At 39.3% G+C, this 16156-nt stretch carries 15 protein-coding genes; 13 read left to right on the top strand and 2 right to left on the bottom strand.

Annotated features, from left to right (window positions below):
* The first annotated feature begins 42 nt into the window (after positions 1 to 42).
* The 5 genes from G7B18_RS01725 (at position 43) to G7B18_RS01705 (ending at position 4803) form a co-directional block, all read left to right on the top strand.
* Positions 43 to 1731, top strand: coding sequence for a GMC oxidoreductase (locus tag G7B18_RS01725; protein ID WP_164110298.1), 1689 nt, complete (start codon positions 43 to 45; stop codon positions 1729 to 1731).
* Between the two features lie 21 nt (positions 1732 to 1752).
* Positions 1753 to 3177 (top strand): Gfo/Idh/MocA family protein, encoded by a 1425-nt coding sequence (locus G7B18_RS01720; RefSeq protein ID WP_164110296.1) that lies wholly within the window; start codon positions 1753 to 1755, stop codon positions 3175 to 3177.
* A gap of 10 nt (positions 3178 to 3187) precedes the next feature.
* A complete protein-coding gene (locus G7B18_RS01715; protein ID WP_164110294.1) occupies positions 3188 to 3817 on the top strand; it encodes a gluconate 2-dehydrogenase subunit 3 family protein in 630 nt (209 codons plus the stop codon).
* A 129-nt stretch (positions 3818 to 3946) separates the two neighbouring features.
* A complete protein-coding gene (locus tag G7B18_RS01710) occupies positions 3947 to 4510 on the top strand; it encodes a DUF1003 domain-containing protein (RefSeq protein WP_164110292.1) in 564 nt (187 codons plus the stop codon).
* A gap of 5 nt (positions 4511 to 4515) precedes the next feature.
* Positions 4516 to 4803, top strand: a complete 288-nt coding sequence (locus G7B18_RS01705) for a hypothetical protein (protein ID WP_164110290.1) — start codon at positions 4516 to 4518, stop codon at positions 4801 to 4803.
* A 413-nt stretch (positions 4804 to 5216) separates the two neighbouring features.
* On the opposite strand, the gene G7B18_RS01700 is transcribed toward G7B18_RS01705, so the two are convergent.
* Positions 5217 to 6848, bottom strand: a complete 1632-nt coding sequence (locus G7B18_RS01700; RefSeq protein ID WP_164121955.1) for an ABC-F family ATP-binding cassette domain-containing protein — start codon at positions 6846 to 6848, stop codon at positions 5217 to 5219.
* A gap of 399 nt (positions 6849 to 7247) precedes the next feature.
* Here G7B18_RS01700 and G7B18_RS01695 point away from each other — a divergent pair, with 399 nt between their 5' ends.
* Positions 7248 to 7568 carry a hypothetical protein gene (locus G7B18_RS01695; RefSeq protein WP_164110286.1) on the top strand — a complete coding sequence of 107 codons (321 nt, stop codon included), beginning with the start codon at positions 7248 to 7250 and terminating at the stop codon, positions 7566 to 7568.
* A gap of 231 nt (positions 7569 to 7799) precedes the next feature.
* Here the strand turns inward: G7B18_RS01695 and G7B18_RS01690 are convergent, their stop codons facing one another.
* Positions 7800 to 8288: a hypothetical protein gene (locus tag G7B18_RS01690; protein ID WP_164110283.1), complete on the bottom strand. Its 489-nt coding sequence runs from the start codon at positions 8286 to 8288 to the stop codon at positions 7800 to 7802.
* Between the two features lie 466 nt (positions 8289 to 8754).
* Here G7B18_RS01690 and G7B18_RS01685 point away from each other — a divergent pair, with 466 nt between their 5' ends.
* The 7 genes from G7B18_RS01685 to G7B18_RS01655 all read left to right on the top strand — a co-directional run bounded on the left by G7B18_RS01685 (position 8755) and on the right by G7B18_RS01655 (position 16121).
* Positions 8755 to 9618 (top strand): substrate-binding domain-containing protein, encoded by an 864-nt coding sequence (locus G7B18_RS01685; protein ID WP_240452737.1) that lies wholly within the window; start codon positions 8755 to 8757, stop codon positions 9616 to 9618.
* A 31-nt stretch (positions 9619 to 9649) separates the two neighbouring features.
* Positions 9650 to 10540: a phosphate ABC transporter permease subunit PstC gene (gene pstC / locus G7B18_RS01680; protein ID WP_164110282.1), complete on the top strand. Its 891-nt coding sequence runs from the start codon at positions 9650 to 9652 to the stop codon at positions 10538 to 10540.
* On the top strand, positions 10530 to 11387 hold the full coding sequence (gene pstA / locus G7B18_RS01675) for a phosphate ABC transporter permease PstA (protein WP_164110280.1): 858 nt from the start codon (positions 10530 to 10532) through the stop codon (positions 11385 to 11387). The genes pstC and pstA overlap by 11 nt, the downstream gene beginning before the upstream one ends.
* Positions 11377 to 12123, top strand: a complete 747-nt coding sequence (gene pstB, locus G7B18_RS01670; protein ID WP_164110278.1) for a phosphate ABC transporter ATP-binding protein PstB — start codon at positions 11377 to 11379, stop codon at positions 12121 to 12123. Before pstA ends, pstB begins: the two co-directional genes overlap by 11 nt.
* Positions 12124 to 12696: 573 nt before the next feature.
* On the top strand, positions 12697 to 14430 hold the full coding sequence (locus G7B18_RS01665) for an amidohydrolase (RefSeq protein WP_164110276.1): 1734 nt from the start codon (positions 12697 to 12699) through the stop codon (positions 14428 to 14430).
* Positions 14427 to 15386 carry a transporter gene (locus G7B18_RS01660; protein WP_164110274.1) on the top strand — a complete coding sequence of 320 codons (960 nt, stop codon included), beginning with the start codon at positions 14427 to 14429 and terminating at the stop codon, positions 15384 to 15386. The genes G7B18_RS01665 and G7B18_RS01660 overlap by 4 nt, the downstream gene beginning before the upstream one ends.
* A gap of 498 nt (positions 15387 to 15884) precedes the next feature.
* A complete protein-coding gene (locus tag G7B18_RS01655) occupies positions 15885 to 16121 on the top strand; it encodes a hypothetical protein (RefSeq protein WP_164121954.1) in 237 nt (78 codons plus the stop codon).
* Positions 16122 to 16156 lie beyond the last annotated feature (35 nt).

Genomic DNA, 16156 nt, shown 5'->3' with positions numbered 1-16156 from the left:
TAGTAAAAGAGAGCGAATTTGTTAATAAAATATTGAAATGTCATGGTAGAAAATAATACATATGATGCGATAGTAATAGGTTCAGGTATAAGTGGTGGATGGGCAGCGAAGGAGTTGACTGAAAAAGGGCTTAAAACTATTATGTTGGAGCGTGGACGCAATATCGAACACGTTAAAGATTATGTGGCTGCAAACAAACACCCATGGGAGTTTGCTCATGCTGGTGGAAGAACCCAAGAGATGATTGCAGATCATCCGGTGTTAAAGCGTGACTATCCATTAAACGAAAAAAATCTCGATTATTGGGTAAACGAAAAAGAGAGCCCTTATACGGAGATTAAGCGATTTGACTGGTATAGAGGTTATCATGTCGGAGGTCGTTCATTGATGTGGGGAAGACAATCTTATCGTTTGGGAGATCTGGATTTCGAAGCAAACTTAAAAGATGGACATGGTGTAGATTGGCCCATCCGTTATAAAGATATTGCGCCTTGGTATAGCTATGCGGAAAAATTTGCGGGTATTTCAGGTAGTCGGGATGGTGTTCCTTCATTGCCAGATGGAGATTATATGCCGGCTATGCCGATGAACATTGTTGAGAAAGATCTAGCGGCTCGCTTAAAGCAGCAATATGGTGGCAAGCGTCATTTCATCATGGGACGTACCGCTAATATTACAGTTCCTCATGAGGGGCGTGTCAATTGTCAGTTTCAAAATCAATGTTGGTTAGGATGTAACTTTGGGGCTTATTTTAGTACGCAATCGGCTACGCTTCCTGCGGCTGTGAAGACTGGAAACCTTACATTAAGACCTTTTTCTATTGTTACTAAAATCATTTACGATAAAGATACGAAGAAAGCGAAAGGGGTTGAAATCTTAGATGCGGAGACAAATCAAACGTATGAATACTATGCGAAAATTGTTTTTGTATGTGCTTCCGCAATGAATTCTACCTGGGTGTTGATGAATTCGGCTACAGATGTTTGGGAAGGTGGATTAGGTAGCAGTAGTGGCGAGTTGGGACACAACTTGATGGATCATCATTTCCGTTGTGGTGCAGGAGGTACTGTGGAAGGTTATGAAGACAAATATATTTTTGGACGACGTCCTACAGGCTTATATGTGCCTCGTTTCGTGAATGTGGAAGGCGACACAAAACAGCGTGAATACGTGCGCGGTTTTGGTTATCAAGGTGCTGCCGGAAGAGGTCGTTTCTCCGGTTCTGTAGAAGAAGAGGCTGTAGGCGGAACATGGAAGGATGCTATATGTGAACCTGGTTCTTGGAGTGTAGGTTTTGGTGCTTTTGGTGAGATGCTTCCTTACCACGAAAATCATATTAAACTAGATAAGGATAATAAGGATAAGTGGGGATTACCTACATTAGCTATCGATGCGGAAATCAAAGATAATGAGATCAAGATGCGTGGAGATATGCAGAATGAGATGAAAGAGATGCTGGAAAGTATCGGAGTGAAGGATGTGAATACGTATGATAATGTGTATGGATTAGGTCAGGGGATCCATGAGATGGGAACTGCCCGTATGGGTAGAGATCCGAAAACATCGGTATTAAACGGCAACAACCAAGTGTGGGATGCATTAAACGTGTTCGTTACTGACGGGGCGGCTATGACGTCTGCAGGCTGTGTCAATCCATCATTGACCTATATGGCATTGACAGCTCGTGCGGTGGATTTTGCTGTTGCTGAGCTTAAGAAAGGAAACTTATAGTATACTGATAAAAAATATATTATGAACAACGAGAGTAGAAGAGATTTTATAAAAAAGGCAGCTGTTGCTGCTGCCGGAATCACTATAGTTCCACGACATGTGCTAGGTGGTAGCGGATTTCGCGCGCCTAGCGATATGTTGCAGGTTGCATCAATTGGTGTTGGTGGTATGGGGGGAGCTGATGTAAATAATATCTTTAAAAGTAATAAAGCTAATATTGCCTACTTATGTGACGTAGACAAAGCGCGCGCTAAAGGTTCTGTTGAGAAGTTTCCTAAGGCTAAGTTTTATACGGATTTTAGAGAGATGTTAGATAAAGAGCAACAACATATCGATGCTGTTTCGGTGTCTACACCCGATCACAACCATGCTATCCAAGCTTTGTCAGCGATGCAACTGGGCAAGCATGTTTATGTTCAGAAACCATTGGCCCATGACGTGTGGGAAGCAAGGGCTTTGACTCATGCGGCGAAGAAATATAAGGTCGTTACACAGATGGGCAACCAAGGAGCGTCAGGAGACGGAGTCCGTCAGATGCGGGAATGGATCGACGCGGGACTTATTGGTGACTTGGTTGAAATTTATGCTTGGACAGACAGACCTGTATGGCCCCAAGGTATAGCATGGCCCACTCAGAAGGCTTCTGTGCCTTCCACTTTAGACTGGGAGAAATGGCTGGGAACTGCTCCATATACCGACTATTTCGATAAATTGGTGCCTTTCAATTGGAGAGGTTGGTGGCCCTATGGTACGGGAGCATTGGGAGATATGGGATGTCATAACCTAGAGGCCCCATTCAGCATTTATGGTCTTCAGTACGTTAAAGATGTTCAGGCCAGTGTAGGCTCTGTATATGTAGATGAGTTCAAACGGGGCTATTTTCCTGAGTCTTGTCCTCCATCGAGTGCAGTGACGATGACTTTTCCGAAGACCGCTAAAACCAAGGGAGATGTGAAAGTACATTGGATGGATGGTGGGATACAACCTCCTCGTCCAGATGAATTAGGTGCAAATGAGAAGTTTGGCGATGGTGGTAATGGTATCCTGATCATTGGTAAAAAAGGAAAAGTATTGGCAGATACGTATGCTGCTAATCCTCGCTTATTACCGACAACGAAACAACATAAAAAAGTTACTGAGAAATATCAACGGGTACCTAATGGTGCTAATGGGCATTGGGCGCAATGGGTAGAAGGCTGTATTGCAGGTTATGGTAATATGGAGATGTCGTCACCTTTTGAGATTGCGGGACCTTTAACGGAAGCATTATTGATGGCGAACCTTGCTATTCGCGGTGCTGATTTAAAAATAGATAATAAATATCCTGGTCGAAGTTTGAAATTGCTTTGGGACAATGACAATATGCGCGTAACAAACTTTGATGAAGCGAATCAGTTTGTAAAACGTACATATAGATCAGGTTGGGAAGTAAATTACACCTTTTAAATACAAAGAGATGAATAGAAGAGAAGCATTACAGCGTGTAGCCATGATTTTAGGAGGCTCAGTAATTGGAGCTAATCTGTTTTTAGAGGGCTGTACACGGCCTGCGTCAAAAGATGTAGCAGGTCTTTTTGAAAAAGATATTATTGAACGACTTGGTGATTTGGCTGATGCTATTTTACCGCCAACGTCTACTCCAGGGGCAAAAGAAGCCGGAGTAGGTAGTTTTATTCCAGTTATGGTAAGAGACTGCTATACGGAGAAGCAACAAAAGGCATTTATGGAAGGATTTACTTCGTTGGATAGTAAAGCTAAAGAAGTTAAAGGGAAACCTTTTGCAGAGTTATCTATTGGAGATCGTACAGCATTAGCCGCCGTACTTGATAAAGAGGCTGGTGAGTTTAATAAAAAGCAGTCGGAAGATCAAAAGGCGATCCGTGAGAAAAACAAGGTCAAACAAAATGAGCTTTATCACTCGGAAGAGAATGATCCACCACATTGGTTTACTATGTTCAAACAATTAACACTTACAGGTTTTTTTAATTCGGAAATTGGATGTACAAAGGCCCTGCGTTACGTTAAGATACCTGGTAAATACGACGGCGAATTTCCGTACAAAAAAGGAGATAAAGCCTTCGCTTAATGTTAAGCGAGTTGCTAAAAATAGGGTGCAGTTTAATAGACTGCGCCCTATTTTTTTGTGTTAAATTATTATCTTTAGCTAGTGAAATCGAAAGTATTCATCAATTTTATATTTAATAGGGGATCGGGAATGAACAGTCGTAAAGAACTTGATGCTATTATTGAGAGAAATAATGATAATGTGCGTAGACTCCATGAGATAGTCAAAGAGACTATGATGGAGGAGGCTTTGATTGTGGATCGATTGGTCCATCCTCCGAAAGAGGTTCTAAGCCGTGGGCAACGTATATCAGATAAAGTCGCACAATTTGGTGGAAGTTGGCGCTTTATTATCCTTTTTGTCTTTATTCTCGTGGTTTGGATTGCTTACAATACATTAGCGCTGAAAGACGATCAATTTGATCCTTACCCTTATATTTTGATGAACCTTGTTCTTTCTTGTATTGCAGCGTTACAAGCTCCGATTATTATGATGAGCCAGAATAGGCAAGAGGAGAAAGATCGAATGCGGGGGGAAAACGACTACTTGGTAAATCTAAAAGCAGAATTAGAAATACGAAGTCTTCACCAAAAAATAGATGTTCTGCTTGAGGAACAGATTAAAGGATTATATGAGTCTCAGAAAGAGCAATATAAGCTTATAAAGGAGTTGTGTAATAAAGTAGAGAAGTTAGAACGTAAGTTGCGTAGTTAACATCTATGATGAACAATAGATTCAAGGATTTTAATACGCTGTTTTCTTTGCTATGGTTGGTTATTGCTACAGTAATCTGGGCGGTAAGTGATTATCGTCAACATGATCTATTTTCGAAAGCTATTTCTGTGATGGTTCCTCTTGGCGCTTTTATCTTATCCACGTATCTTCTTTGTAATCTGTTATTACCTCAAACCCTTTATAAAAACAGGGGATACAGGACTGTCTTTGTTTTTGTGGAGTTGAGTACATTCGACTATACTGTGTTTTGTTTGCAATCCAGTGATATCTAAAGCATATAGTGCTAGCATTGGTATATTCGATGAAATCGTCAATGTGTATGTCGAGGAAATTTTCTGTCGGCATATTTCTTGATTTTTATCCAATTGATGCAGCGCTGGAATAGCCTGTCGGGCTACACCATAACCAATCAATCCTCCAGCTATTAAAAAAGGTTTATAGCGAGTTGGAGATACTACTTTTAGTTGAATAGGATTTACAGAATTTGTGGTGCTATCGGCTTTTAATTGAAATGTAAATAGGCAAAATAGTAGAATATAGGATAGGATAAGTTGAATGAGTTTGTACAGTATCTTTACATTTTTCGTAAAGATGTTTGTTAAGGGAAGAGAGATTAAAAAAAGTTTGACCACTGTATCAAATGTGTTGATAAGTGGTCAAATATATGGGATAAGTGGAAATAGGGTTAGCGCTCTATGTCCTTTAGGCTATTCATTTTTTTGTATTCCAAGAAACCTTTGATGTCTTCGAAATGTTCTCTGACGCGTTTATTCCCAAATTCAAAAACTTTAGTTGCCAGTCCATCCAAAAAATCTCTGTCGTGAGATACTAAGATAAGCGTTCCATCAAAATCTTGAAGCGCATCTTTTATTATATCTTTGGTTTTCATGTCCAAATGGTTGGTTGGCTCATCGAGAATTAAGACATTGACAGGCTCCAACAAGAGCTTGATCATCGCAAGTCTGGTTTTTTCGCCTCCAGAAAGCACCTTAACTTTTTTTGTTGTGTCGTCACCGCTGAACATAAATGCACCGAGCATGTCTTTTATTTTGACGCGAACATCGCCTATTGCAATCTGGTCTATGGTTTCAAATACCGTTAATTCTTCGTCGAGTAAAGCTGCTTGATTTTGGGCGAAGTAGCCTATTTTAGCATTATGTCCTACCTTCAAGGATCCTTCAAAATCAATCTCACCCATGATAGCTTTGATCATAGTTGATTTTCCTTCTCCATTTTTACCCACAAAGGCGACCTTTTCACCACGTTCGATAACCATCGCTGCCTTTTCAAATACGACATGGTCACCGTATTTTTTAGTTAGGTCTTCAACCATCACAGGGTATTGTCCCGAACGGGGCGAGGGAGGAAATTTTAAACGTAGAGCCGAGGTGTCTACCTCGTCTATCTCGATTATTTCCAGTTTTTCCAACATTTTAACACGGGACTGTACCTGGAGCGTTTTGGAATAGGTTCCTCTAAAGCGGTCAATAAACTCTTGGTTGTCCGCTATAAAGCGTTGCTGCTCTTCGTATGCTTTTAGCTGATGTAAGCGTCTGTCTTTACGGAGTTCGAGATAATGGCTATATTTAGCTTTGTAGTCGTAGATACGTCCCATCGTAACTTCAATGGTACGGTTGGTAATATTGTCTACAAATGCTCTATCGTGGGAGATGACAATAACTGCTTTGGCTGAATTGATCAAGAATTCCTCCAACCATTGAATACTCTCGATATCCATATGGTTGGTCGGCTCATCGAGAAGGATTAAGTCTGGTTTTTTTAACAAAATTTTAGCTAACTCGATGCGCATGCGCCATCCTCCAGAGAATTCGGAGGTCTGACGCGTAAAATCTGTACGTTCGAAACCTAATCCTTTGAGAACTTTTTCAACTTCGGCATCGTAGTTTGTCTCTTCTATAGAGTAGAATTTTTCACTTAGTTCGGACACCCGTTCGATTAGCTTCATGTAATCGTCAGTTTCATAATCGGTGCGTACGTTCAGCTGTTCATTGAGCATTTCTAATTCGTCACGCATCTGGTATACTTCTTCGAAGGCTTTTGAGGTCTCTTCGAAGACAGTCATATTATCTTGGGTGAGTAGGTGTTGCGGTAAGTACGCGATAACGGCATCCTTAGGTCCTGATATATTACCAGACGTAGGTTTACCAGCCCCGGCAATAATTTTTAAAAGGGTGGATTTACCTGCACCATTTTTGCCCATGAGTGCGATTTTATCATTTTCATTGATTGAAAATGATACGTCACTAAAAAGAGTTGTGCCTCCAAATGATACAGAGACATTATTTACATTGATCACTATAAACCGATATTAAAATAAGTTGCAAAGATAGCATTTAGATGTTAGATGTAAATCATCAGATTGGAGATAGTTGATAGAGATTCATACATGTTTTCGAAGCTGTATTTTAAGAGTTGGTTTTATCGTCAATAGGTTGTAAGTACAACCCGATGGTTTGTGATAAAGACAAGGATCTTGATTGATATTGTTACGATATTTTCTCTTATATATTACTCCTGCGGTAGATAGTGTCATTTTTGGGAGGTTTTATAACTTGGTTATTTTTGGTGTATTTAATATGTTTGAGTGTCAATTTTTGTTATGCGTGATTCTTTAAATTCTTTAAGGACTGTTTTTACAGCTTAGCTTTTAATGTTTGTTTGCTCTTCTAAAGCACAGACGAAAATTCCTTATTTGATGATATCAGCTATGCAAGTTGATGAGGCTTTTGAGCATCTCCAGTCGTTTTTATTGGAACAGGATTACTTTATAAAGACAATGGACAGTAGACAGAGATTTCTCCAATTTAACATAGTCGCTAAAGAAAAGGGATCATTTAAAGCGGATAGAAGATATATTTTAGACCTTTTTGTGGTGGAAAATGGAGATTCTGAAAGTAAAATACGTTTAGAGATTAATTCTGAGAAACTCGAGTGGAATGGTGAGGTGGGTAATGCTGTATACTATTATAAGGACGCAGGTATACTTAAGAATCACGATCTCTTTATGATGAAGTAATAGCCACATTAAGCAATTTTACGAAGCTATCTAATACATAATTTTACTGGAGTGGCATTTCGACCTTTTTTGTCAGCGTATTCCCTTTTTCCAATCTTGAAAAGTACTACTGGACCTTTCTCATCTAGAACTTTGACAACTTGTATAGATCATCTAGATAAAAATACAAATGTATGTAAAAGACCTAGTAATTTAAATATTGTTTCTGTTGTAATTTGGATAGCTGGTGACTTAGTTTTTAAAGGAGAGTCGATTATAGGTACCCGGGGAGGCATGATCCCCTTCCTGGAAATCAAAAGTCACATATTTTATTCCCGTTTGTTCTGTCAAAGTGAAAGTGGCTAATGCCAAATATGCACGGGCACCGGCGGATCCCATCTGTTCTGTTAAAAACTGTGATTGTTCTATTTTAACGATTAGGGTATCTGTATTTTGTCCAACAAACTTTAAATTGACTTTACCTTCATAGCTTTTATTAATTATGCTTATTGCTTTGTCAATAGAATGAAGAATATTTTGATTAGAATCGATACGGATAAGTGTATCTGCTTGATAATCATACTCCCATAAGGGGGCATCTGTATTGCTACTATCGCTGTAAGGAGATTGTTGTGTAGGAACTGTACGTGATTTAGTGTCGGTTTGATTATTACAGGACGCTAATAATAGGTATAGCAAAACAGAAGCCGTTTTAAAGAATATATTCTGAGGTGTTTTCATGCTCTATTCATTGATTATTAATAGATTAATATTTTTTAAATATAAGCGAAAAAGATATTTAAATATTATTATAAATTAAATAAAAAAAGGCGGTTGTTACAAAATGAACAAGTAAAGCTGTATTTTGTTTTTCTAAGTCTTTGGAGATGCAGCTTTATAGCAGGGAAATTTCTTGCGTAGCCTTTGACTATGGCCTGATAGAGATATTTTAGTATTCTTAGCACGACTTAACTTAATTTTTATTTATACTATTGGAGATGATATCCCATAAAAAGTCAATGAGATAAGACTGTCTTTTATTCTATGATTACAGTATCGAGATTGTGTAGTGTGACCCAATGAAATCGTGATATTAAATTTAATTCATTTAATGTTTTTTTTACATTTTTTTAACACAAAGTAAGCTGCTTAACACTGACTTAACATGTTATTAAAATTTTCTTTATATTAAAGTGTCACTTTTGTGATGATGAAAAGAATCAGACATACCATTTTTGGCGCTTGGGGAATTCTGGTATTGACTATCGTTAATAGTTGTTCTCCTAAAGACCATTCGATAAAAATGAAAGGGTCGGACACAGAGGTGAATTTAGCGGTTAATCTCGCTGAGAAATTTACGGAAATTGACCCTAGTTTTAGTATTGCTATATCGGGAGGGGGATCTGGATTGGGTATTACCTCATTGTTAAATGGGCAGGCAGATATAGCGAACTCTTCGCGTCCATTATCTGAAGAAGAAATCCAACAGTTCAAGGATAAGAATATACCGATTAAGACAGTGGTCTTTGCGGAAGATGCTACGGCTTTTATTGTTCATAAAGACCTGCCGTTGGAAGAGTTGGATCTAGAAACTTTAGGAAAGATTCTGGATGGGACAATTAAAAACTGGAAAGAATTGACGCCTCTAGATTTGCCGATTAATATCTATGGAAGGCAAAGTAGTTCGGGCACCTATTCTTTTGTGAAGAAGAAGCTCAAAATTGAATTTTCACCTGCTGCTAAGGAAATGACAGGCAATGCCCAGATTATCGAAGGTGTTAAGGTGGATAAGTCAGGAGTGGGGTATATTGGTGCAGGTTACTTGTCTGAGGATCCAGCGGGTAAGCAAGGGATACGACTTGTCAAGATAAAAGAGAGTCCGACAGCTATTGCCTATTCGCCGAATGACCTTGAGGCCATTAATAATAATAAGTATTTTTTTCAACGTCCTTTATATCAGTTTGTAATAGAGCGTTCTTGGGATAAGGTGCGGCCTTTCATTGAATTTGAACAAAGTGATAAAGGCAAGAAAATGATTAAGGAACATGGTTATTATATTAAAGACAAGTAGTCTTTGTATCTAAAAGACATAATATATTCTAATGAAGTATAAAACACGATTATCCCTGGATGTAGCATTCAAGTATATTTTCAAAATTACAGGGCTGCTTGTACTGGCAGCATTGGGTGGAATATTGGCCATGCTTGTGTACAATTCATTTTCGTTCTTTTTGGATGTGAAGCCTTTAGATTTTATTACTGGAATGGAATGGAATCCAACAGGCAAGACTCCGAAATACGGCATGCTACCTTTGATATTAAGTACGACGTTAGTGACCTTCGGAGCAATGTTGATTGCGATCCCGTTGGGTATAGGTACTGCAGCTTTTATAGCGGAGTATGCCAGTCCCCGATTAAAAAACATTTTAAAGCCTGTTATCGAGATGTTAGCAGCGGTTCCGTCTGTAGTTATCGGTTTCTTGGGTATTGTCCTAGTGGGGCCAGGTATAGCCGATCTTGCTAGTCTACCTAATGGTTTGAATGCATTGAACGGGGCAATTCTTCTAGCTGTTATGGCCTTGCCAACAATTATTACAGTAGCTGAAGATGCTATTCATGCTGTTCCGAAGACTTATAAAGAAGCTAGCTACGGCGTAGGAGCCACCAAGTGGCAGACATTGTGCCGAGTGATCATTCCTGCTGCAGCTCCAGGAATTATCGCTGCTGTGATGCTGGGTGTGGGACGTGCTATAGGCGAAACAATGACCGTACTTATGGCCACAGGAAATGCTTCTTTACTACCCGAAGGAATGTTTGACTCGGTGAAGACGATGACAGCAACTATCGCTATTGAAATGGGGGAAGTGCCTTATCGTACAACACATTATTTTGCGTTGTATGCGATTGCTACCGTTCTCTTTTTTATGACATTGATAGCCAATTTGGTTGGCGAATTTTTTATTAACCGTTTTAGAAAATATCATGCAGCTTAGAAAGTTTAATTTTACATCGATAGTTGAATGGGGTACATTGCTATTGTGTACAGGGCTTGTTTGTTTTTTTCTGATTGTTATCCTTTGGGAAATTATAGCAAAAGGAACGGGCACGTTATCTTGGGAGTTTATTGTTGACGTACCGCGAGAAGGGATGACTAAAGGAGGGATTCTGACCCCTATTTTGGGAACGGTATTGCTTACGTTGTTGACGGCATTGTTCTCCATTCCTTTCGGTGTATGTTGTGCCATTTATTTAAATGAGTATGCTGAAGACAATTGGTTGAATCGTATAATACGTGCAGCCATACGTAATTTATCTGGAGTTCCGTCAATAATCTATGGTTTGTTTGGATTAGCTTTGTTCGTTCAGGCTCTGCAATTTGGAACCTCGATGTTAGCGGCAGGACTTACCTTAGGTTTATTATCATTGCCTTATATCATTACTACGACAGAAGAAGCACTGATGCGTATTCCGGCAAGTACGCGTGAAGCAGCTTTGGCAGTGGGGGCTACCAAGTTTGAAACAATAAAAGATGTTGTACTTCCATCGGCGATGTCTGGCATTTTAACGGGCGTAGTACTCACATTATCAAGAGCGGCAGGAGAGACTGCCCCCATTTTATTTACGGGCGCTGCATTTTACATTAATGGATTAGGGGGAGCTGTTAACAATGAGTTTATGGCATTGCCTTATCATTTATACATGTTATCTACTCAACATCAATCGATAGAGGAGGTGCGGCCTATTGCTTATGGTACAGCGTTGGTATTAATTATTGTTGTCTTTTTATTAAACTTGACAGCTTTCTATATACGTTACAAATACAGGAAAAATGAAAACTAAGTTATCTGCAGAAAATCTAGAGATAAGTTTTGGAGCTAAGGAAGTCTTGAAAAAGATCAATGTTTCATTCCAAGAAAATGAAATTACAGCCCTAATAGGACCGTCTGGATGCGGCAAGAGCACATTGTTACGGAGCTTTAACCGTATGCATGATCTTTCTCCTGATGCTAAGATTACAGGAACGCTCAAATTAGAAAATCTAGACCTTTATGACAGAACTATTCCTGTTACAGAGATTAGAAAGCGAATAGGTATGGTTTTTCAAAAAGCTAATCCGTTTCCAAAGAGTATATTTGAGAATATCGCATATGGCTTAAAAATTAATAATCTCCCGCACGGAAAGGACGTTATAGAGAAAGCACTTAGAGAAGCGTTTTTGTGGGATGAAGTTAAGAATGATTTAAAAATGCCGGCAACACGACTTTCGGGAGGGCAACAGCAACGACTTTGCATTGCTCGAGCAGTAGCTTTACGTCCTGAAGTCATTTTAATGGATGAACCTTGCTCTGCATTGGATCCTGTTAGTACTTTAAAGATTGAAGAACTGATATCGCACTTAAAAGAGAAATATACGATTGTAATTGTCACGCATAACATGCAACAGGCGCAGCGGATTGCAGATAAAACAGTTTTTATGTATTTGGGAGAAGTTAAGGAAGAAGGGCCAACGAGTCAGATATTCAATGCACCAAAAAATGAAATGACATTAAATTACATTAATGGTAATTTTGGCTAGCGGGTAGGGGTACGTTAGAATCCGACTTTGAGATCTACTTTTGGATCATGCTGAAGCGTGTACTCTGATTAATATGACAGATTACACGCTTTATATTTCAGCGACAAATACTTTTTGAAGCCAAAAGATAATCTATTCTGTCTGAAAGGATTTTTAACATACGTTATTCGATATATCCGGTCTTTTTACATGATCTTGTTAGTGGTTTTACCTTGAAAGTCTACTAATAATTCCAACCCTATTACAGGACTGGCTGTTAGTAAATAGTTGTTTGTTATTAGGATAACATTTGCAATGATAGCTTAGCCGTATTCTTCTGTAGGATGAATCCTTTTGAAATCTTTGCCTCTTGTTGGCGTTTATCACTATAAAAGGTATAATTCGGCTGTATGTTTGGGCTTCAGAATCTTTGTCAAATAGCAACGATTGTCCGTTGGTGAGTGGAGGCGTAGTGTTGATCGAAAATTTACTTTTCATCTATTTTCAGATCACTTTGTATAGATAGCTAGTTATATCCAAACAATTGTAGCCTATAATTGTTGTTGAGTTAATGTAATCGCAACCCATTAGATTATGAGAAATTTCTTATGTATAATATCAAACGTATTGCTTTTAACCACGATCGGTTGTAACTCGATCCCCAAAGAGGGGGATACAATTTATTTTGGTGGACCTATTTTAACAATGGAAGATTCGCGTCCAGAGGTGGAAGCTCTCGTTGTGAAAGATGGGAAGATTGTTTTTGTCGGCGAAAAAGCTGAAGCACTCAAATGGTCAGGAAAAGGTACATTAGAAGTTGACTTAAAAGGTGAAACTATGTTGCCTGGTCTTATCGATGTTCACAGTCATATAACTTCCCGGGTGGGAATGTCCCAAGCTGTGGATTTGTCTCCTAGTCCCTACGGAGCGGTAGATGACATACCTCTTTTACAAGAAGCTATCAAGAACTATATTTTAGAAAAGAAGTTACCCAGACAAGCTCCAATATTAGGTAATGGTTATGATGATGCTATTATGAGCGAGCACCGACATCCTACAAGGAGCGAATTGGATGCCATTAGTCAGACCCATCCTATTATTATCGTTCACGCTTCGGGACATGCCAGCGTAGCGAATACAGCGATGTTCGAGTTGTTAGGGATTAATGAAGATGTTAAAGATCCGCAAGGAGGACATTATGGTAGGGATTCAAAAACTCAACTGCTGAACGGTAAAATGGAGGAAAATGCTAGTTTTCAGGCGTTGATGAAGTTGACTAGGTTGCTGCCTAAACCGACAAAGACGGATAGCTTGTCAGATGAGTTAAAGAATTTTATTGCTGCTCAAGATGAATGGCTAAGTTATGGTCAAACAACAATTTGCGATGGGCGTACAATGGGAGTCGGGCTAGATTTATTAAAAGAGGCTGCAGTAAAAAAGATATTAAAGGCAGATATCGTTTACTTTCCGGATTTTGAAGCAAATAAAAAGGATTGGGAGGTCTTGGCAAAAGAATACATGCGTTACGAAAATAGGTTGAAGTTGGGCGGCTTTAAATTTTCGGATGACGGTTCTCCTCAAGGTAAGACCGCATGGCTTACTCAGCCTTATTTGATCCCACCAGAGGGCCAGACCAAAGACTATAAAGGATTTCCTATTTTTACAGACGAATCATTATACGCTGATCTGAAGACTATTTTTTCAAAAGGAATTACGGCTCAACTCCACGTCAATGGTGATGCGGCGATAGACCAGGCCATTCGGGTAATCGGAAAGCTTAAAGAGGAAGGTGTTTATAAACCAGAGATGCGGGCTACTTTAATACATGTACAGAATAGTCGCCCCGATCATTTAGCGAAAATAAAGAAATTGGGAGTTATTCCCTCTTATTTTTCATCGCACGTGTATTTATGGGGAGATTGGCATTACCAAAGCGTATTTGGACCAGAGCGTGCCGCTTTTATAAGTCCTGTTGGGGCTGCGAAAAGAGAAGGTGTCCTTTTCACTATGCACCATGATGCTCCTGTCACTCCGCCGGATTTATGGATGGACATCTTCGCCTCTGTCAATAGGACAACACGCTCGGGAATGATTCTTGGGGCAGATCAAAGGATAAGCGTATGGGATGCGCTAAAAGCAGTTACGATAAATGCTGCTTACCAATATCAGGAAGAGGATAAGAAAGGATCACTGCAGTCGGGTAAGTTGGCCGATCTCATTATAGTGGATCAGAATCCTTTAACCATTGATCCCAAAGCACTAAGGTCTATACGTGTTATGGAAACCATAAAAGAAGGTAATACCGTATTCAAACGCGAAAGACTATGAGAGCATTAATATTACTAGCCGCAGCCTTGATAATTCTTAAGAGCACTTATGGGCAAGGACATTATAATGGATCTTCCTTTAATCCCAATGACTACTTTGCACCTCATGCTGGTATTATTATTCCAGTTTGGTATGGATTTGCTAATATGGATTATTACAATAAGGTGGGTGAAAAGTCTGACCAACTTATTAATCCCGTACCGGGAAACCCCACTACGTTAAATATCAAGCAAAATGTCAAAACACATTCATTTATCCTAATGGCCATTTATGGTGGGAAAGGTAAAATTTTAGGGGCGGATTGGGGGATGATGATCATACCTACGCTTAATAGTCCTACTGCTAGCATTGCATTGGACTATTATACCCAACAAACTGGATCAGGCAATTATACATTTACCAATAAAAGCCTTGGTATCGGCGATATGTATATTCAGCCGGTATGGCTTTCCTGGAAGCAGAATAAAATGCAATATGCTTTAAATTATGGGGTATGGGCACCTACAGGAAAATACGAACCTAATAGTCTAGATAACGGGGGACATGGTTACTGGTCTCAGAATATTCGGGGAGCTGCAAAATATAAACCTATTGGAAAAGTCGGTATCACGTTAGCAGCAACTTTGGAGATAAATCATTGGCAAAAAGATACCGATTTCAAAGAGGGAAGTCATCTTACTGTTGATGGTGGCGGCACGTATCTTTTGAGTTCACGTGGTGACGAAGTTGGTGTTTTTGGTCATTATACGCAACAGATATCTGATGATAAAGGCAATACGGGAAGTTTTTTATCTGATAAGATAGCTGGGATCGGTGGCTTTGTTTCGTATTGGATTGTTCCAAAAAAAGTTGGTGCCATGGCTCGTGTGACCCAGAACTTTTCTACGGAGAGCAGATTTGGTGGTATTGCTTTTCAAACAGGGTTCAATATATTGATATCTACATCTCCCCATTAAGTTTTATCGTTTATTTTTTAAGTGTTTAATATTATGGTCTTTTAGTAGACTTTGCACAGCAGGAGGAAAAGGGTTCCAAACAGAACTCTGTGACAAAAAAATCTTTCTCAAGGAGAAAGCAAATTGCAAGAGATTCGTCGTCAGCAAAGCTAGGATTCGATTCGGAGGAGACTTACCTGGAAAGTCAGATACTTTCCTCTAGACTCACTAATACTCACGAAACAACAAAAGCTCGTCGAAGAGTTAAACTTCCTTAGGAGTAAAGATCCTTTGTTGATTGCTAAAAAGTGGCTTAAGGTCGATTACTTAAGAAATATTAATAAAGTCGTACCGGTTGCTCCTTTTGCAGATATCCTATTTACTTATTTTTAACGCGATAGTTAGCTGCTCTGCAAAGGAGCGTGCTGCAGTTACTGCACAGAATGTATCCAGCAATTGGAAGTCAATTTTGAATTTAAGACAGCTTCTTTGATCATTTAACAAACAGGGGGGAATTGGTTGTTGCTGTGGCGAGATCAGATTATTCTTAGTGTTAATGAGCAAGATGCCATATGGGCAAATAAAGAAGCGAGCGAATTGATTGAAACCTATCGATCGCGTATAGCTGATGCTATAAACCAATATCGGGATGAACATAGCCTTAGCCGATTGTTAACCTCAATAGGGTTTGCCCAGCAGCTAGAAAGTCGTTCATTGGTGATTAACAGTTTTCATCCGGAATTTGGCTATGTCTAGTTACCATATCTTAAGGGTGTTGCTTCTAGCTTTTT

The sequence above is a fragment of the Sphingobacterium sp. xlx-130 genome, assembly GCF_011007405.1.
Taxonomy (GTDB): domain Bacteria; phylum Bacteroidota; class Bacteroidia; order Sphingobacteriales; family Sphingobacteriaceae; genus Sphingobacterium; species Sphingobacterium luzhongxinii.
This window is presented reverse-complemented; position numbering and strand designations above follow the sequence as displayed.